The 17,250-nt window shown below is 68.2% G+C and carries 21 protein-coding genes and 1 pseudogene; 14 read left to right on the top strand and 8 right to left on the bottom strand.

The features are described from left to right. Position 1: 1 nt before the first annotated feature. Complete coding sequence (locus G6N30_RS19375) at positions 2 to 496, bottom strand: Rv2253/PknI dimerization domain-containing protein (protein ID WP_134058139.1); 495 nt, start codon at positions 494 to 496, stop codon at positions 2 to 4. 166 nt (positions 497 to 662) lie between these two features. Between G6N30_RS19375 and G6N30_RS19370 the strand changes: the two genes are divergently transcribed. Genes G6N30_RS19370 through G6N30_RS19355 form a run of 4 tightly spaced genes read left to right on the top strand, consistent with a single transcriptional unit; the run spans position 663 to position 2,565 of the window. Next, a complete protein-coding gene (locus G6N30_RS19370; protein ID WP_179965644.1) occupies positions 663 to 1,016 on the top strand; it encodes a hypothetical protein in 354 nt (117 codons plus the stop codon). After that, entirely contained in the window at positions 1,013 to 1,420 is a 408-nt protein-coding gene (locus tag G6N30_RS19365; RefSeq protein ID WP_134058135.1) for an Rv2576c family protein, read from the top strand. The genes G6N30_RS19370 and G6N30_RS19365 overlap by 4 nt, the downstream gene beginning before the upstream one ends. 3 nt (positions 1,421 to 1,423) lie before the next feature. Then, a complete protein-coding gene (locus tag G6N30_RS19360) occupies positions 1,424 to 2,062 on the top strand; it encodes an Rv1363c family protein (protein ID WP_134058133.1) in 639 nt (212 codons plus the stop codon). Then, on the top strand, positions 2,059 to 2,565 hold the full coding sequence (locus tag G6N30_RS19355) for a twin-arginine translocation pathway signal (RefSeq protein WP_234880273.1): 507 nt from the start codon (positions 2,059 to 2,061) through the stop codon (positions 2,563 to 2,565). The genes G6N30_RS19360 and G6N30_RS19355 overlap by 4 nt, the downstream gene beginning before the upstream one ends. Here the strand turns inward: G6N30_RS19355 and G6N30_RS19350 are convergent. Both G6N30_RS19350 and G6N30_RS19345 read right to left on the bottom strand, forming a co-directional pair. After that, a complete protein-coding gene (locus G6N30_RS19350; protein ID WP_134058131.1) occupies positions 2,562 to 3,143 on the bottom strand; it encodes a PaaI family thioesterase in 582 nt (193 codons plus the stop codon). The genes G6N30_RS19355 and G6N30_RS19350 overlap by 4 nt on opposite strands. Further along, positions 3,140 to 4,684 (bottom strand): FAD-binding protein, encoded by a 1,545-nt coding sequence (locus tag G6N30_RS19345; RefSeq protein WP_134058129.1) that lies wholly within the window; start codon positions 4,682 to 4,684, stop codon positions 3,140 to 3,142. The genes G6N30_RS19350 and G6N30_RS19345 overlap by 4 nt, the downstream gene beginning before the upstream one ends. A gap of 100 nt (positions 4,685 to 4,784) precedes the next feature. On the opposite strand from G6N30_RS19345, the gene G6N30_RS19340 reads away from it, so the two are divergent. The 4 genes from G6N30_RS19340 to G6N30_RS19325 all read left to right on the top strand — a co-directional run bounded on the left by G6N30_RS19340 (position 4,785) and on the right by G6N30_RS19325 (position 8,037). Beyond that, positions 4,785 to 5,450 carry a PadR family transcriptional regulator gene (locus tag G6N30_RS19340; RefSeq protein ID WP_134058127.1) on the top strand — a complete coding sequence of 222 codons (666 nt, stop codon included), beginning with the start codon at positions 4,785 to 4,787 and terminating at the stop codon, positions 5,448 to 5,450. Between the two features lie 64 nt (positions 5,451 to 5,514). Beyond that, entirely contained in the window at positions 5,515 to 6,732 is a 1,218-nt protein-coding gene (locus G6N30_RS19335; RefSeq protein WP_134058125.1) for an NADH:flavin oxidoreductase, read from the top strand. An 8-nt stretch (positions 6,733 to 6,740) separates the two neighbouring features. After that, positions 6,741 to 7,163: a hypothetical protein gene (locus G6N30_RS19330; protein ID WP_134059234.1), complete on the top strand. Its 423-nt coding sequence runs from the start codon at positions 6,741 to 6,743 to the stop codon at positions 7,161 to 7,163. A 10-nt stretch (positions 7,164 to 7,173) separates the two neighbouring features. Further along, positions 7,174 to 8,037 carry an LLM class F420-dependent oxidoreductase gene (locus G6N30_RS19325; protein ID WP_134058123.1) on the top strand — a complete coding sequence of 288 codons (864 nt, stop codon included), beginning with the start codon at positions 7,174 to 7,176 and terminating at the stop codon, positions 8,035 to 8,037. Here the strand turns inward: G6N30_RS19325 and G6N30_RS19320 are convergent. Together G6N30_RS19320 and G6N30_RS19315 are read right to left on the bottom strand one after the other, a co-directional pair. Continuing rightward, positions 8,028 to 8,825 carry an SDR family NAD(P)-dependent oxidoreductase gene (locus G6N30_RS19320; RefSeq protein WP_134058121.1) on the bottom strand — a complete coding sequence of 266 codons (798 nt, stop codon included), beginning with the start codon at positions 8,823 to 8,825 and terminating at the stop codon, positions 8,028 to 8,030. The two genes, G6N30_RS19325 and G6N30_RS19320, sit on opposite strands and share 10 nt — an antisense overlap. 15 nt (positions 8,826 to 8,840) lie before the next feature. Beyond that, positions 8,841 to 10,559, bottom strand: a complete 1,719-nt coding sequence (locus tag G6N30_RS19315; protein WP_134058119.1) for a 3-ketosteroid-delta-1-dehydrogenase — start codon at positions 10,557 to 10,559, stop codon at positions 8,841 to 8,843. Positions 10,560 to 10,659: 100 nt separating this feature from the next. Between G6N30_RS19315 and G6N30_RS19310 the strand changes: the two genes are divergently transcribed. From G6N30_RS19310 to G6N30_RS19285, 6 genes and pseudogenes are all read left to right on the top strand, one after another. Beyond that, entirely contained in the window at positions 10,660 to 11,454 is a 795-nt protein-coding gene (locus G6N30_RS19310; protein ID WP_134058118.1) for an SDR family NAD(P)-dependent oxidoreductase, read from the top strand. Beyond that, positions 11,451 to 11,954 carry a nuclear transport factor 2 family protein gene (locus G6N30_RS19305; protein ID WP_134058116.1) on the top strand — a complete coding sequence of 168 codons (504 nt, stop codon included), beginning with the start codon at positions 11,451 to 11,453 and terminating at the stop codon, positions 11,952 to 11,954. Before G6N30_RS19310 ends, G6N30_RS19305 begins: the two co-directional genes overlap by 4 nt. Before the next feature lie 51 nt (positions 11,955 to 12,005). Then, on the top strand, positions 12,006 to 13,142 hold the full coding sequence (locus G6N30_RS19300; RefSeq protein ID WP_134058114.1) for a 3-ketosteroid-9-alpha-monooxygenase, oxygenase component: 1,137 nt from the start codon (positions 12,006 to 12,008) through the stop codon (positions 13,140 to 13,142). Continuing rightward, positions 13,139 to 13,429: a ferredoxin gene (locus G6N30_RS19295; protein WP_134058112.1), complete on the top strand. Its 291-nt coding sequence runs from the start codon at positions 13,139 to 13,141 to the stop codon at positions 13,427 to 13,429. Before G6N30_RS19300 ends, G6N30_RS19295 begins: the two co-directional genes overlap by 4 nt. A 9-nt stretch (positions 13,430 to 13,438) precedes the next feature. Continuing rightward, positions 13,439 to 14,251 (top strand): SDR family NAD(P)-dependent oxidoreductase, encoded by an 813-nt coding sequence (locus tag G6N30_RS19290; RefSeq protein ID WP_163687676.1) that lies wholly within the window; start codon positions 13,439 to 13,441, stop codon positions 14,249 to 14,251. A gap of 145 nt (positions 14,252 to 14,396) precedes the next feature. Then, positions 14,397 to 15,267 (top strand): annotated as a pseudogene (locus G6N30_RS19285) (DUF222 domain-containing protein); the annotation flags it as partial. Between the two features lie 421 nt (positions 15,268 to 15,688). Here G6N30_RS19285 and G6N30_RS19280 read toward each other — a convergent pair. From G6N30_RS19280 to G6N30_RS19270, 3 genes are all read right to left on the bottom strand, one after another. Then, positions 15,689 to 15,910 (bottom strand): hypothetical protein, encoded by a 222-nt coding sequence (locus G6N30_RS19280; RefSeq protein ID WP_134058110.1) that lies wholly within the window; start codon positions 15,908 to 15,910, stop codon positions 15,689 to 15,691. Between the two features lie 163 nt (positions 15,911 to 16,073). Beyond that, the gene (locus tag G6N30_RS19275; protein WP_134058108.1) at positions 16,074 to 16,358 is read right to left on the bottom strand and encodes a hypothetical protein; all 285 of its coding nucleotides are present in this window, start codon (positions 16,356 to 16,358) and stop codon (positions 16,074 to 16,076) included. A 257-nt stretch (positions 16,359 to 16,615) separates the two neighbouring features. After that, the gene (locus G6N30_RS19270) at positions 16,616 to 17,206 is read right to left on the bottom strand and encodes a hypothetical protein (protein ID WP_134058106.1); all 591 of its coding nucleotides are present in this window, start codon (positions 17,204 to 17,206) and stop codon (positions 16,616 to 16,618) included. Positions 17,207 to 17,250: the final 44 nt, after the last annotated feature.

Raw genomic sequence — 17,250 nt, 5'->3', positions numbered from 1 at the left:
GTCAGCTCAGCTTGACCAGTTTGAACGGCATGGTGATGAACAGCGGCCTGCTGATACCGCAGGCACCGCTGGGGCCGGTCGTCTGGTCTTCACCGACCAGCGTCGTGGAGGCCGGGTCGGTCATGCTGCCGTCGGGTACCACGGGTACGAACCGGAACACCTGTAGTCCGTCGGCCGCCGTACCGTCCGGGCAGGGCTCCCAGCGCGGCACGACGTGCTTGACGTACCAGATGCCGCCCTTCTTGTAGATCGGTGCTTCCCAGCCCTGGTCACTGCGCACCGTGCCGGTGCAGTCGGTGGGGTAGCTGCACACGGTGTCGATCGTCCAGGTGGCCCGGACGGTCACTTCGTCGCGGAAGACCTCGTTCTTCTTGGCCCACTCGCCGTTCGACGTGGCGGAATAGGTGCCGTTGAGACCCCATTCCGGGTTCGCGGAGGCGGTCGGTGGATGTGTGAGGCTCGCGGCAGCTGCCAGCGCGCCGACCGTGGTGACCATGCCCAACACCCGCAAGGCTCTCTCCTCAGCACTCGTCGATGCGTGACGCTAACAGCGGCCAGGGCGACCTCGGCGCCGCATCGGCCGCTGAGCGGGACGATCGGCGCACAGTCGCCGTCACGAATGTCACAGTGGGCCGGTGCGCACGACCGTCCCAGCCGTCCCCATGGTGCTCGCCGCGGCGGTTCTGGCCGCCGCACCGGCCGGTGCGGACCCGCTGGGATGTGAGGACCCCAGCTGCGTTCCGGGTATTGCCGGCAACGTGACACTCGGCGCTTCGTGCGCCGACACCAGCCACTACGTGTTCGGCACCACGAACTGGGGGCGGCTGGTGTTCTGTGGTTCACCACGCCGATACGCGCCGCGGTATTTCCGCTCACCGCCCATGGAGGGCATCCGGGTGGAGAACACCAACTGCACGGGCTTCGAGAATTCGGTGGCACAGGCACCTGACGGGTTGTTCCTCAGTTGCGTGGCCGCCAGCGGTGAGAGCCTCTGGGTGCGTGGAGACAACGCGTGAGTCGCACGGCGCTGACATGGGCCGCGGTCGCGGCCGTGCTCCTCGGCACGGCACCGCAGACCGCCGCGCAGGGGCCTGTGCCTCATCACGTCCGCTACACCGTCACCGCCGACCAACCGACCAAGGCCGACATCTACTACCGCGCAGTCGATCCGCTGACGTGGGCCGACTACAGCCACAACCCCTATCGGTTCAGCCCGAAGGCGGAGGTCGTCCTCGAGCCGGGCCGTCCGTGGGTCTTCGAGGCCACCCTCGTGGAACCGGACCGCTGGGCGATGGTCACCGCCACCAGCGGCGTCGGCTCCGACCGGCCGAACTTCCGCTGTGAACTCGCCGTCGACGGCGTGGTCGTCTCCACCCATTCGGGCCCCAAGGGCGCCCTCTGTTCACTGAGGAGTTGGTGACCCGTGAGTGACACCATCGAAGACCGCGCACTCGCCGAAGAAGCGGACGCCGAAGACGCCGAAGTCGAAGCGGCGCAGGCACTCGCGCAAGCAGCGCATACCCGCGCGGAGCGGATGCGCGCCGACGCCTCGACGCCCGCACGACGCAGGTTTCGCCGTCCCGGGTGGAGCGCCGTCGTCGCGAGTCTCGCCGTGCTCGTCACCGCCGCGTCACTGGCAGCGAGCGGTTACATGGCGTGGCACCATCGTGAAGCGGCCGGCCAACACCAGCAGTCGGTCGAGTTCGCGGCCGCGGCGCGGCAGATTGCGTTCACGCTCATGTCGATCGATGCCGCGAAGGCCGAGGAGAGCGTGAAGCAGATCCTCGACAACTCGACGGGCCAGTTCCATGAAGAGTTCAAGGTTGCCTCCGAGGATTTCGTCAGACTCGCACAGGACGGCAAGGTCGTCACGGACGTGAAGGTCAAGGCCGCCGCCGTGGAATCCATGACGAACGATTCGGCGACGGTCCTCGTCACCGCGACGTCGACGGTCACCAACGCCGCAGGCGCCGACAGACAACCCCGATCATGGCGGCTTAGCGTCGACATCGTCAGGGACGCAGGACAACTCAAGATGTCGAAGATGGAGTTCGTGCCGTGAGCGTTGGCAGCAGGATCCGGTCGGCCCGTTGGCGCCTGATCGTGCCCGTCCTGGTCGCCGCGGCGTCGGTCGGATCGGCCGTCATCCTCTATGTGACTCAGTACCGGACCGATGTGCAGACCGACGCCACCGCAGCCTCGTCGGCGGTGCGGGCCGCGTCGGAGGGCACCGTCGCGCTGCTCACCTACAAACCCGACACCGTCGACGCCGATCTCGCGTCGGCGAAAGCCCATCTGACAGGCGAATTCCTGAACTACTACGGCAAGTTCAGCGACGAGATCCTGCTCCCAGCGGCGAAGGACCGAGCGGTGGCCACCGAGGCGTCGGTCGTTCGGGCAGCGGAAGCCGAGATCCACCCCGACACCGCGAAAGTGCTGGTCTTCGTGAACCAGACGACGACGAGCCGGGACCGTCCGGACGCCTCGCAGAGCGCAAGCAGCGTCATGGTCAGCCTGGCGAAAGTCGATGGGCACTGGCTCATCTCGGCGTTCGACCCGATCTAGCCGGCTGGTCGGTGCGCTTTCGGTCGGATGAACACGCCCTGGGCCTCCACGGTGGTCTGGCCCGCGCACAGGATGCGCCCGCGCGCATAGGTCTTGCGTCCGTCCTCATGCTCCACCCACGCTTCTGCGCGCAGCCGGCCAAGGGGCGTCGGCCGGACGTATCGCAACTGCAGGGTGCCGGTGAACGCGGGCCCGTCCGGCCGGTGCGCGGTGGCCCCGAGCAGGTGATCGAGGATCAGCGAGCACACCCCGCCGTGGACGTGTCCGACGGGTCCTTCGTACGCAGCACCGAGGTCGACCTCGGTGCTGACCAATCCGTCGGCGTCGCGGTCGACGGTCAGCGGTGGAGCGATCGCGTTCCGCTGCCCGATCAGCACGTTGCCGCACGGTTCGCTGGATCCGTCGGGCGTCACACGAACGCCGAACGAACCCGGCATCAACTGTGCGCCGAGTATCTCCAGCGCCGCGGTGACATGGGTGTGCGCGGCGGCGATCTGGTCAGAGTCCACTTCGGTGCGGATGACGGCGTCGATCAACGACCGCACGGATTCGGTGAGCGGTTCGTGCGGATCGCTCACCGCGGCCCCGCCCCGGCCATGTCCAGCGCGGCGAGATGGCTGAACAGCAGGGACGCGCCGATCGGGTTGCCGCCACCGGGGTAGGTCGTGCCGCTCACGGCGGCCATGGTGTTGCCCGCGGCGTAGAGACCGGCGATGGGCCGGCCTGCGGTGTCCAGGACGCGGGCGCTCGTGTCGGTGCGCAGTCCGCCCTTGGTGCCCAGGTCGGACACCCCGAAAGCGGCGGCGTGGAACGGGGGCCGGTCGATCGGCACCATGGGGAGCTTGCCCGCGGAGAACGCCCGATCGTACGGTTCGTCGCCCCGGCCGAAGTCGGTGTCGTGTCCGTCGGCGACCATCGCGTTGTAGCGGGTGACCGTGGCGGCCAACGCCTCCGACGGCACACCGATCAGATGCGCGAGGGCGTCGAGCGTCTCCGCGGTGTGCCACAGTCCCGCGTCCTCGTACCGCGCGGTGTCGACCATCGAGACGTTGGTGGCCTTGACCGGGGGCACGGTCCCCTCGCGGTCGTCGTAGATCATCCAGAACGGCAGCGTCATCGCCCCCGAGTCGATCTCGCTCAAGACGGCGCGACCGAGCCGGTCGTACGGCGCGGACTCGTTGACGAAGCGCTCCCCGCGCTGGTTGACGAAGATGCCGCCGGTGAACCAGAGGGCGAACGCCGAACGGCCGTCGGGATGGACCAGGCCGGGTGACCACCACGCCTGGTCCATCAGGTCGGTGTCGGCGCCGAGCCGGATCGCCGCCCGGTGGGGGATACCGGTGTTGCCGGGGCACCCCATGCTGTCCTCGGATCTGCCGGGGACACCCCACTTCTGGCGCATCTCGGGATTCTGCTCGAATCCACCGGCAGCGAGCAGGACGCCTCGGCGCGCGCGGATCCTGACATCCCGGCCGTCGCGGTTGACCACCGCACCGACGACCGCGCGGTCGACGTCGATGAGGTCGACCAGAGGTGCGCCCAGATACGCCCGCGCGTGCGGGAACCGGGCGAGTGCGGCGAGGAACCTGCCGATCAGCGCGCGTCCACCGGTCAGCAGATCGGGGGCCGGATGTCCGAGCCGCTCGGTGTCGAGCGGCCCGCGGATCTGCGCGGCCACCGGTCCGAGGTCGGCGGCCGGCAGCGGCACCGGCACGATGTGGCGGCGGCCGTCGGCGCGGGCATGTTCGACGGCGCCGTAGTAGTCGGGCCAGGGCAGTTCGGCGAACCGGAAGCAGTCGTCCTCTTCGAGGTATTCGACGAGTCGGGCACCGCCCAGGACGTAGGTCCGCTGCAGATCGTAGGGCGTCCGATCGCCGACGACACGATGGAAGTAGGCGAGCGCATCCTCCGGGGTGTCGTCGAGCCCGGCTCGACGGCCCACCGGGTGGCACGGGAACCACATGCCGCCGCCGCCGGAGTACGCGGTCGTCCCGCCGAAGCGGTCGGTCGCCTCCACGAGCGCCACGGACAGGCCTTCGCGGGCCGCGGTGTAGGCGCCCGCGACGCCGCCGCCGGAGCCGACGACGACAACATCGACCTCTTCGTCGAATGCAGACATGGGCTCACCTTGCCCCGGCGGTGGCCCGGCGGGCAAGCATCGGTCCCGATCAGTGGTTCACGCGAAGCCGCTGGTCACGGCCCGTTGATACCCTGAGGGGATGAAATCCGCCGACGGCCCGAACGTGACCGCAACCGGTTGGGCCCTGCTCGGCGTGCTGTCGTACCAGGACGAACTGACCGGGTACGACATGAAGAAGTGGACCGAATGGAGCCTGCGCTTCTTCTACGGCAGCCCCGCATACAGCCAGATCTACACCGAACTCAAGAAACTCGAGAACATCGGCTTGGTGACGTCGAGGGTCGAAACCGACGGTGGCGCACGCAGCAAACGGCTCTACAAGATCACCAAGGCGGGTCTGGACGCACTGAGCGATTGGGCCGACGAGGGGCCGGTGGATCCACCGCAGCTCAAGCACAACCCGCTCCTGCGGGTGACCTTCGGGCATCTGACGAACCCGCGTCGGCTCAAGGAGATCATGCAGGAACACGTCGCCTACGCCGACCGCATGCAGCGGGAAGCCGCCACCGAGGCCCGGTGGGCCGAGGCCGAACCGGCCTGGGCCTACGGCCGCGTGGCGCTGCAGTGGGCGGAACGCTACTACGCCGCGGAACGCGAGCTGGCCCTGAGCGTGATCAAGGACCTCGACGCCGCCGCGGAGTCCTTCGCCGAATCCTCCGCAGGCAGCGAGGACGGCCAGCCGTCGCTGGCCAAGGACTACTGGTACGAGATCGAGCGCAGGGTCCGGGCCGAAGAAGCCGAGTAGTGCGCTGTTCCGGTGAGCGGACGGACGACCCGCCTTGCCCGCGCCCCGCTGTTAGAACCGACGCATGGGCCGTGAAGTGACGATGTCGGGTGTCGACCCGCTGCAGCCGGCGATGCTCGGTCCCGTCCATCTGCGCAACCGCATCATCAAGGCCGCCACATCGGAGGGACGGTCCCCGGACGGCCTGGTCACCGACGATCTGATCGACTTCCACAAACGCTTCGCCGACGGCGGAGTCGGCATGACCACCGTCGCGTACTGCACCGTGGCCGACGACGCCGCCAGCGCACCCGGCCAGATCCTGATGAGCCCGCGTGCGGTGCCGGGGCTGCGCAAACTCGCCGACACCGTCCACGAGGCCGGAGCGGCGGTCTCCGCGCAACTCGGTCACGGCGGCGTCGTCGCCACCCGCAAGGTCAACAAGGTCACCCCGAAGGCGCCCAGCCGGTTCGTCAATCCCCAGTCCTTCGACTACTGCCGCCCGATCACCCGCGACGAGATCCGCACTGTCGTCGACCAATTCGGCGCTGCCGCACAAGTGGCCGCCGACGCCGGGTTCGACGCGGTCGAACTGCACCTCGGCCATCTCTACCTGCCGAGTTCGTTCCTGAGTCCGCTGATGAACCGGCGCAAAGATGAGTACGGCGGCAGCATCGACAACCGGGCCCGGTTCGCCCGGCAGATCGCCCAACGGGTCCGTGAGGTCGTCGGACGCCGCATCGCCGTCATCGCGAAACTCAGCATGGAGGACGGTAAGCGGGGCGGGATCGCGCTGAGCGAATCGCTGCGCGTGGTCCAGCTCCTCGACACCGACCGCCACCTCGACGCGATCGAACTCACCCAGGGCTCGTCGGTGTTCAAACCGATGTACCTGTTCCGCGGAGACACCCCGGTCGACGAATTCGCCGCCGTCATGCCGCCGCCGATGAACCTCGGCGTTCGGATGGTCGGCAAGCGGGTGCTCGGGACCTTCCCCTACCGCGACATGTACATGCTCGACTCGGCGCGTCAGTTCGTCCCGGTCGTCGAACACACACCGCTGATCCTGCTCGGCGGCATCACCACCCGCGACCACATGCAGGAAGCGATGCGCGAAGGCTTCGGTTTCGTGGCCATGGGACGCGCGTTGCTGCGAGAACCGGATCTGGTCAACCAGATTCGCGAGCAACCCTCGAAACGCAGCCTGTGCAACCACAACAACAAGTGCATGGTGACGGTGTTCGCCAAGACGCACTGCGTACTGGATCCGGACCAGCGTTACGGACCGGTGGTGAACGCGTGAGGAGCGCGCTGCTGGGCATCGTGTTGGCGTTGACCGCGGTGCTGTCGCCACCTGCGGCGCAGGCCGAGACGCCGTACGGCAATTTCGAGATGCAGGTCCAGGGCAGGTATGACTTCCACACCTGGCTGTGGGCGGTGTCGCGGTGCCCCGGCGAGTGTCTGCGGGTGCAGGCGATCGCCCAGCCCGTCGCGAAGGCGTTCCCATTCCGGGCAGACGCGCACCTCGCCGACGGGCGCTACTCCATGACCGTGGACGTGCCCGACGGATTACGCTGCGGCAACGTCTATTACGGGCCGGTCATCCCGACCCGCGACGTGTACACCTGGGACGACGTCACCCGCTCGGGGACCCTGTCGTCATCCTTCGCCACCGGGTGCGACGGCGCCCCCGGCGGGACCTTCACCTACCCCTTCCGCCTGGTTCGCCTGTAGAAAGCTCAGCATGCGAATCGGTGTGTCCACGCCAGTGGTCGTCCAGGTGCCCGGGGTGGCTGCGGAGTGGGAGCGCGAGGCGGGGATCGACGAACTGAGGTCGATCGCACAGACGGCCGATGCCCTCGGCTTCGACTATCTGACCTGTTCCGAGCATGTGGCCGTCCCTGCCGCCGACGCCGCGGCCCGTGGTGCCGTGTACTGGGATCCCCTCGCCACGTTCGGATTCCTCGCGGCGAGCACCTCGCGGATCCGGCTGGCGACCTCCGTGATCGTGCTCGGCTACCACCACCCGTTGGAGATCGCGAAACGGTACGGCACCCTGGACCGGGTCAGCGGCGGCCGGCTGACCCTCGGGGTAGGCGTGGGGTCCCTGGCGGCCGAGTTCGAACTCCTCGGGGCCGAGTTCGACGACCGGGGCCGCCGCGCCGACGATGCGCTGCGCGCGCTACGCACCTCCCTGTCGACGAATCGACCGGCCTACGACGGCGAGTTCTACCGCTACGACTCCGTGGTCGTCGAGCCGTGCGCAGTGCAACCGCGCGTGCCGATCTGGGTGGGTGGGCGGACCCGGCGCTCGCTGCGTCGGGCCGTCGAACTGGCCGACGGCTGGATGCCTTTCGGGTTGCGGGGTGAGGCGCTCGCCGAGATGCTGTCGGCGGTGGATGTCCCGCCGGGCTTCGACATCGTCCTGCCGGTCGGGCCCCTCGACCCGACGGCGCATCCGGAGGAAGCCGCGCGCAGGCTCCGCGAACTCGACGAGATGGGGGCGACGGCGGTCACGTGCACACTGGCGGCGACCTCCGCCGGCCACTACTGCGATCAGCTCGAGGCCCTGAACGTCATCACCGGCGCGCTCTGGAGTCACATGTGAGTGCCGCCGTCGACGCGCACCTCGGTGCCGGTGACGAAGAATGCGTCGGCGGACCCGAGCATCGCCACCACCGACGCGACGGCGGACGGGTCCGCGAACATCGCGCCTCCGTCGATCGCCAGCATCGGCTGCAGCCTGCCGAACAGCGAGTAGTCGGCGTCGTCAGGTAGACCGGGGCCCACGCTCTGTCGAGCCTGCCCGGTGCCGTCCGTCATTCCCGACGAGATCGAGCCCGGCTGAACGCAATTGAAGCGGATGCCGTCTTTGGCGAACTCCAGTGCCTGCGTGTGGGTCATCGACAGGATCCCGCCCTTGGAGGCGGCGTAGGCCGACATGTAAGGGTGGGCGAATTGCGCCGAGGTGGAGCTGAAGTTCACCACCGCCGGGCCGTTTCCGGTGCGTAGCGCGGGAATGGACTCCCGCGTGACGAGGAAGGTGCCGATGAGGTTGACGCGCAGCACGTGCTCGAAGTCGGCCAGCGTGGTGTGTTCCAGGCGCGCCGACCGCAGGATCCCGGCCGCGTTGACGAGCGTGTCCAGTCCGCCGAGCATGCCGATCGCCTCGCCGACGCCCGCCTTGACTGATTCCTCGTCGCCGACATCCATGGTCAGCGTCGCCAGCCGGTCGCCGGCCGCGGCCGCCAGACTCACGGTGTCCTTCAGGCCGGCCTCGCTGATGTCGGTGGCGGCCACGCGTCCGCCCTCGTCGAGGATGCGCAGTACGCATGCCTGTCCGATGCCCGAGCCGGCCCCGGTGACCAGCACCCGGCGATCGATGTAGCGCGTCATCTCGGCGACTCCTGTCTAGACGTGTGGTCCCGCCCCTGCTGCATCCTGTGCGGCGATGTAGCCGTACACAAGACCCTGGGCGATCGTCGCCCCGGCGCCGGGGTACGTCGCCCCGAAGGCGTTGGCGGCGGTATTGCCGATCGCGTAGAGGCCGTCGACCGCAGTGCCGTCCTCCCGCAGCACCCGGGCGCGCTCGTCGGCGCGCAGGCCACCGCATGTGCCGAGGTCGCTGAGCACCATTCTGACGGCGTAGAACGGTCCACGGTCGAGTGCCCGCAGGTTCGGGTTCGGAGTGACGGTGAGGTCGCCGTAGTAGCGGTCGTAAGCGCTGCGGCCCCGCTCGAAGTCGGAGTCCTGCCCCGCACGGGCCATCTCGTTGAACCGGTCGACGGTGGCCGCGAACTGCGGATGGGGCACACCCATTCGCCGGCCGAGGTCCTCGAGGCTGTCCGAGCGGTGCGCGATGCCCGCGTCGTACCAGGCCTTCGGAATCGGCATCCGCGGGAACAGCTCCGCGGCGAAGACATAGCTGTTGCGGTACTGCTGGTCGAACACGATCCACATCGATTCGACAGGGTTGCCGGCGCGCTCGCGCTCCAGCACCCGCTGACCGAAGGACATGTAGTCGCACGACTCGTTGACGAACCGGCTGCCCGTCTGGTCGACGATGATCGATCCGGGCAGCGACCGCTCGGCCAGCATCACCTTGGGATCGCCGTCCGGGAGTGCGGCCACCGCCGGGAACCACCAGGACTGGTCCATGAGATCGATTGCGGCGCCGAGGTCTTGGGCGATCCGGATGGCGTCTCCGGTGTTGGTCTCCGCCCCGAGGCTCGCGTGCTCACCCAGCTTCTCGGACTGGAACTTCCAGCGCATGTCCATGTGGTGGTCGAAGCCACCGGCGGCGAGCACGATGCCGCGGCTCGCGGTCACCGTGATCTCCCGGCCCAGGTGGTCGACCACCGCCCCGGTGACCCGTCCACCGTCGTCGGTCACCAGCCTCTGCAGTGAGGTCTCGGTCCAGATCGGGATGCCGGCGCGCAGCACACCGGCGAACAGGCCGGCCGCCAACGCCTGCCCGCCCGCCGCGTACCGACGGCCCAGCAGCAGGCCACCGACACCCTGCGCGAGCCTCTTCGCCACCAACGGGATGCCCTTGCGTGGCACCCGTGACATCAGGTTGAGCCACCGGTAATCGGCGCCCGTCGTGGGCATGGGGATCTTGACTTCCATCACGCCCGGGCGCAGCTTCGCCAGATACTCGCCCAGCACCGCGGTGTCCAGCGGTCGGCACTCGCAGGTGCGGCCGGTCGCCGTCCCGCCCGGGCGCTCCGGGTGGTAGTCGGAGTACTCCCGCGCCCAGAACAGCCGCATCGGCGTGGTGCGGCGCAACAGGTCGACGGTGGCATCGATGTGTTCGAGGTACGCCGTCGAGCGGGCGGTCGGCGCCGTGCCGTCCACCACGGCGCCGAGGTAGGTCGCGGCCCGCTGCAAGGTGTCACCACCGCCGTCGCCGGCGATCACCTGGCTGGCGGGCAGCCACAAGGCGCCCCCGGACCGCGCCGTCGAGCCTCCGACATACTCGGACTTCTCCACGATCAGCACCGACAGGCCACGGGCGTGCGCAGCCAGCGCCGCACTCATCCCGGTACCGGAGCCCACCACCAGCAGGTCGACGGTGGTGTCTTGAACGGTCAGTCCGGCGGGAATCGTCGCTGTACGCGCAGTCGTCACCGGCGTGACGCTAGGGCGTCACCCACCACGGCAGCATCGATCCGTCCGGTCAGCGGAACACCTGACCGCCCCGCAAGTGGCACGGTGTTGGATCGGTGACATGACTGATCTCGACAAGTACGGACCGTGGGCCGTCATCGCCGGTGGATCGGAAGGCGTCGGAGCGGAATTCGCCAGATCGCTCGCCACCGACGGCTTCAACCTTGTTCTGCTGGCCCGCAAACCCGGGCCGCTCAACGAGACCGCTGAGTCGTGCCGTGCACTCGGCGTCCAGGTGCGCGCGCTGTCCCTCGATCTGCTCGACGCCGACGCCACCGCGCGTATCGTCGAGGCGACCACCGACATCGACGTGGGTCTGCTGATCTACAACGCCGGCGCCAGCACCTGCAATGACCCGTTCCTCGATGCCGATCTGGACGAGTGGCGCAAGATCATCGACCTGAACATGACCCGAATGCTCGAGCTGACCCAGCATTTCGGCAGGCGGATGGTCGCGCGGTCGCGCGGTGGCATCATCCTCGTCGGCTCACTGTCGGGCTACATGGGCGCGGTCAGGCATGCGGTGTACTCCGGGGTGAAGGCCTTCAGCCGGATGTTCGCCGAGAGCCTCTGGCTGGAACTCCGTGACCAGGGCGTCGACGTCCTCGAACTGGTCCTCGGCGTCACCCGCACACCGGCGATGGAGCGCGTCGGCCTGAAGTTCGACACCCCGGGCTTCATCGTCAACGACCCCGCCGAGGTCGCCCAGGAGGGTCTGGACCGTCTCGGTGACGGGCCAGTCCACGTCGCCGGCGGCAACGCCGAACGGGCGGCGCAGAACAGCGGACCGGACCGGGCGAAGATCGTCCTCGACTCGCACATGGCGATCCAGCGGCTCGTCGGAGCGCTGCCGTGACCGAAGACCGGATCGCGACGCTGGAGGCGAGGGTGCAGCGGCTCGAAGACGAGCGCGACATCCAGCGACTCATCGCGAGCTACGGCCCCTGCGTGGATGCAGCGAATGCCGTTGGTGCCGCGCAGTTGTGGACGGAAGACGGCAGCTACGACGTCGAGGGTTGGCGCATGAACACGCGCGACGACATCCGCGCGATGGTCGAATCCGACGGCCACCAGGCCCTTGTCGCCGCCGGCTGCTGTCACTTCCTCGGCCCGTCGGTCGTCACTGTCGACGGGGACGAGGCCGTCGCGCTGTGCGAATCCGTGGTGCTGCGGACCTCGCGTGAGACGCCGGCCGAGTACGTGGTGTGGCGTGCGGCCGCCAACCATTTCTGGCTGCGGCGAGTGGCGGGGACCTGGCGGATCGCGGCGCGGACGACGCGTCTGCTCGACGGCAACCCGGAGGCGCACAGCCTGCTGTCTGCCGGTGTCGCAGGGGAGCCGCTCGACTATTCCTGATGAGCGGAACGTGTGCTGTCCCGCGCCGGGGTCCGGCGGTACAACAGTCACATGACGTCCGACATCGACGAAGTTCGGCAGATCGAAGCCGACGCGGCACCGGCGCGGTTCGCCCGCGGCTGGCACTGCCTGGGGTTGACACGCGATTTCGGCGACGGCAAACCCCATACGGTCAACGCCTTCGGCCAGAAACTCGTCGTGTTCCGCAGCGGCGACGGCAAGATCAACGTGCTCGACGGCTACTGCCGGCACATGGGCGGTGACCTGAGCCAGGGCGAGGTCAAGGGTAACGAGATCGCCTGCCCGTTCCACGATTGGCGCTGGGGCGGCGACGGCCGTTGCAAACAGGTTCCGTACAGCAAGCGTGCGCCGCGCTTGGCGCGCACCGCGACATGGCCCACCCTCGAACAGGACGGCATGCTGTTCGTCTGGAACGACCCAGAGCGCAAACCGCCGCCCGAGGGCGTGACGATCCCGCGTATCGAGGGCGCCACCAGCGACGAGTGGACCGATTGGCACTGGTACACCACGGTCGTCGACACCAACTGCCGTGAGGTGATCGACAACGTCGTCGACATGGCGCACTTCTTCTACATCCACGGATCGCTGCCCACGCACTTCAAGAACATCTTCGAAGGGCACGTCGCGACCCAGTACATGAACAGCGCGGGTCGCGCCGATCTGCAGCCCCCGGAGGGTCCGCGGATGCTCGGGACCACCTCGGTGGCCTCCTACCACGGACCGTCGTTCATGATCGACGACCTGACGTACCACTACGAAGAGGCCGATCACCACACCGTCTTGATCAATTGCCACTATCCGATCGATGCGAATTCCTTTGTCCTGCAATACGGCATCATCGTCAAGAAATCAGAGTCGCTGCCCGATGACCTTGCGGTGCAGACCGCGGTCTCGCTGGGCGACTTCGTCAAGATCGGTTTCGAACAGGACGTCGAAATCTGGAAGAACAAGGCGCGCATCGACAATCCGCTTCTGTGTGAGGAGGACGGTCCGGTCTACCAGCTGCGGCGCTGGTATGAGCAGTTCTATGTCGACGTCGCCGACGTCACCCCCGACATGGTCGACCGCTTCGAGTACGAGATCGACACCACCCGTCCGCGGGAGGAGTGGATGAAGATCGTCGACGCCAACGTCGCCGCGCGGGCATCGGCCACGAGTGCGGGATGAGCGTTCGGCCCGATAACCGGCTCGACGATGCGCCCATGGTGCCGGTGGCCTGCCGGGCCTGCGGCGCGGAGGTGCTGGCGCGCAAGAGCAGCTGGCAGCAGACCAGCGTGCAGTGGAGTGGCGATGCCGCACAGCGCTGCCCGCAGCGGCGCGACAGCGAGGCGCTCGCCGGACACGGCCGCAAGACGGTGTTCCTGTCCTGCTCCGAGCTGTCCGAGTCGATCGTCGACGCGGTCCGGGAGGGCCGGTTGTCCATCGTCGACGAAACGGTGGACGCAGCGCCGTAGTCTCTCCTCGTGACCGAACAGATCGATGCTCCGGTGGCGGTGGTGACCGGTGCGAGCCGCGGGGCCGGCCGGGGGATCGCACGCGCGCTGATCAGCGCCGGCTGGCGGGTGTACCTCACCGGCCGCACCGTCGACGGCCTCGGCGAAGGTTCGGTTGCGGTGCCGCTCGACCACCGGGACGACGCTGCAGTCGCGGCACTGTTCGCCCGAGTCGAGGGGGAGACCGGCCGGTTGGACCTGCTGGTCAACAACGCCGCCGCGGTGCACGACGCGCTGACGCGTCCAGAGCCGTTCTGGGACAAGCCTCTCGAGCTCGGCGATGTCCTCGACGTGGGGCTGCGTTCGGCGTATGTGGCCTCGTGGCACGCCGCACCGCTGCTGCTGCGCGGCCCGCGGGGGCTCATCGTCTTCACGTCCTCGCCGGGGTCGGTCTGCTACATGCACGGGCCGGCCTACGGTGCGCAGAAGGCCGGCGTCGACAAGATGGCCGCCGATATGGCGGTCGACTTCCGCGACACCCCGGTGCACACGGTCTCGATCTGGATGGGCATCCTGCTGACCGAGAAGATGCGCAGCGCGTTCGACGGCAACCCGGAAGGCCTGACCGCGATGGCCGAGCACGCCGAGACGCCCGAATTCACCGGGCGGGTGATCGACGCGCTCTACCGCGACCCCGCACGCGAGGCACTGAGCGGACACACCGTGATCGGGGCGGAAATGGCGGTGCGGTATGGGATCACCGACGAGGGCGGCAGGCAACCGGGGTCCCACCGCGACATGTTGGGCGCGCCCCGGACGCCGAGCGACGTGGTGGTGCGCTGACATCGTCAAGTCCTGTACCCAGCGCCTGTGGATGAATGTGGCGCTGTGGATGCCTCGGCGTGGCCCGCGGTGCCGCGTCGGTGGTCGCACCTAGCGTCGGGTTCATGTTCGATATGGAGATCGACGACGCTGCCACGAAGCGGCGCTGATTGAGCGGATCGCGGCGTTGGAACGCGCGAAGTCGGCCGCGGCGGCTGCGCAGGCGCGGGCCACTGCGTTGTTGGACGAGAAGCGCCGGGCGGCGGAGGCGGCCGCTGGGTTGCCGGCGGCCAGGCGCGGCAAGGGCTTGGCTTCGGAGGTGGCGCTGGCGCGCCGGGACTGCCCGAACAAGGGCAACCACCATCTGGGATTCGCCCGGGCGCTGGTGCACGAGATGCCGCACACGCTGGCCGCGCTGGAGTGTGGGGCGCTCTCGGAATGGCGGGCGACGTTGATCGTGCGCGAGTCGGCGTGCCTGTCGGTCGAGCACCGCCGCGTGCTGGACACCGAACTGTGTGCGGACGTGCCGGGACTGGAAGGCATGGGCGACAGGCGCATCGAGGCGGCGGCCAAGAAGATCGCCTACCGGCTCAACCCGCAGGCGGTGGTCGACCGGGCCGCCAAAGCCGCCGCCGAACGCACGGTGACCTGCCGCCCGGCCCCGGACACGATGACCTATGTGTCGGCGTTGCTGCCGGTGGCCCAGGGCGTGGCGATCTATGCCGCGCTCACCCGGGCCGCGGACACCACCTTCGATCCGCTCGCGGGGTCAGGTCATGGTCGACACGCTGGTCGAGCGGGTGACCGGGCGGCCAACGGCCGTTCCCGTTCCGGTGGCGGTGAACCTGGGGATCACTGACGAGTCGCTGTTCGGCGGTGACGAGGCGCCCGCCGACATCGCCGGATACGGACCGATTCCCGCGTCGGTCGGGCGCCACCTGGTCCGCGCCGCGGTGTCGGACAAGCGGTCGAAGGCGACGCTGCGCCGCCTCTACCGCCACCCCCGATCAGGTGCGCGGCGTCCCCGTCTTGCCCCGGGGAGGGGTGGAGGCCAGGGGGTCACCGGAATGTCGCTCTGACCTGCGAAAATGCCCTCAGCGGCGCGGTCGGCGGCCGCGATCAGCAGTCAGGGCCTTGTGCTCGTTGCAAGCATCGCACGCGGCCTGCCAGTTCGACGGATAGCGGGCGAGATCCGGGCGGCGCGCCGCCGGTTCCACCTTGTCGACCACCGTGGCGTAGCCGGTGCAAATGCCGGGGTATGGATCTGGCACTGATACCCGGCGGCCTGCAGCACCTCCGGCCTGACTCGCTCTTTCCACGATCGATGCGAGGTGACGCGACTCGACGCTGTGCGCTCACCTTGCCACGCGACTGTGTGCTCAGGGCGGTAGCGCGTGTTACGGATCAGTGTCGTGCAGTTGCCGCTGTCACCTGGGCAACGCCGCGGGGCGCGGGGCATCAGGCGCTGACCGTCAGGCCAAGCTCTTCGAGCAGGGCACTGGAGATGCCGTGCACGGCGTAGGCGAGCGCCTCCTCGTTGTCGATGAGGCGCTGCCCGTCGCTCCACGCGTCGAGGTGCAGGACGTTCACATCCTTAGCCTTCTTCGCGTAGACCAGGGCTGCGTGGACGGATTCGTGCACGACCGCAGCCGGCGCGAGGTACTCGCGAGTGAGGCGCATAATGCCGAGGTACGTGGGATGTCCCCTGCCCGCGGCTTGGAAGCATCCGCCGCTCTCGTCGATAGAGTCGGCGTCCGACGTTGGGCGGTGGCGGAGAGCTGCTCGGTGCATGGCCTTCGTCGTGTCGTAAATGACGCCCGTGCACCAGTAGCGCGGACCACCCTCAGCCTGGTGCCCGACAGTGAACCGGGTCTCCGTGGCGCCAACAGGGTTGGTAGACGATGGGCCACAAAGCGAGCAGGTCTTCGATGTCCTCGATGTCCAGGGCGACGGGGTCTTCCGCTCCGCCGATGTCGACGATGAACCAGCTGAGGTCGACACCATCGTCGTCGTCGAGATCGGGTCGGAAGCTAGATGCGGGTGCGCGCAGCGCGAGGACACCGGCGCGGCCCGCACGGTGCCGATCGGATCGTCCGGTGCTGCCATCAGCGGTCAGCTCCCGGGTCATGACCGAACACCCTCACGTAGTCCGACGTGGCCAACCTTTTGCCTTGGCGTCGCTCATGTATTTGCGAAGCAGGTTGTACAGCGTCGTCCAGGGTTTCGGGCTAGTCGCCCACTTGGCGCGGCCCTGGCCGACTGTCCAGTAGGCGTTGAGGCTGGCGGATGCGCCGACGCCGTGTCTGGTGTCCACTCCCGCTGCCATTGCTCACCTCCCGGCGTGGGGTGCGATTCACGGGCGACGCCCGGATCTCGGTAGTTAGGTCAGTACTCCCACTTCGTCAACATGGTCTGAACATGTTCGCGGACTGCATGTCCGGCATCGCGCAGCTTCACGACCAGAGGATCGTCTTCGTCGAACTCCTCCACGGGCGTGCGAATTTCATGGGCCTCATACAGCAGATTCTCCCGGCACTCGTGGAGACGCGTGGTGGCGCGCCCGAGCTCGGGATCGAAGAAGTAAGCGTCAGATAGTAAACGCGCGGTCTCGCGTTCAACTTCCTCTGCCGGCCTGCCTGCGTTGGCGTACGGTCGCTGGGGATAGATCGGGGTGCCGTCGGGCAGCGGTGGAAGGGTCGCGTTGTGCGCAAGCGCGATCGCGTCGGCCGCCAATCGATTGATCTGAAGAAGTGTCGTCATGCGTGAGTCATCGCGCCGGAGCGCAAGCGCAGACTTGCGATCGGCCTCAGCTATCGACGCGTCCACCTGCTTCAGCTTTTCGGCTGTGGCGTTCTTTGAGTCTTCCACCCGGGCGGTGAGTCGCCGCTGCAATCCACCATTGAGAAGCGCGAAGAGACCGGTAGCGAAACCACCGCTCGTAACCACTGATATGCCTACGGTGACCCAGTCCGGCAAATCCGCGACCTTTCGCGAGTCTCATACCGCATCAGGGCATAGCG

This window comes from Mycolicibacterium litorale (assembly GCF_010731695.1).
Lineage (GTDB): Bacteria > Actinomycetota > Actinomycetes > Mycobacteriales > Mycobacteriaceae > Mycobacterium > Mycobacterium litorale.
This window is presented reverse-complemented; position numbering and strand designations above follow the sequence as displayed.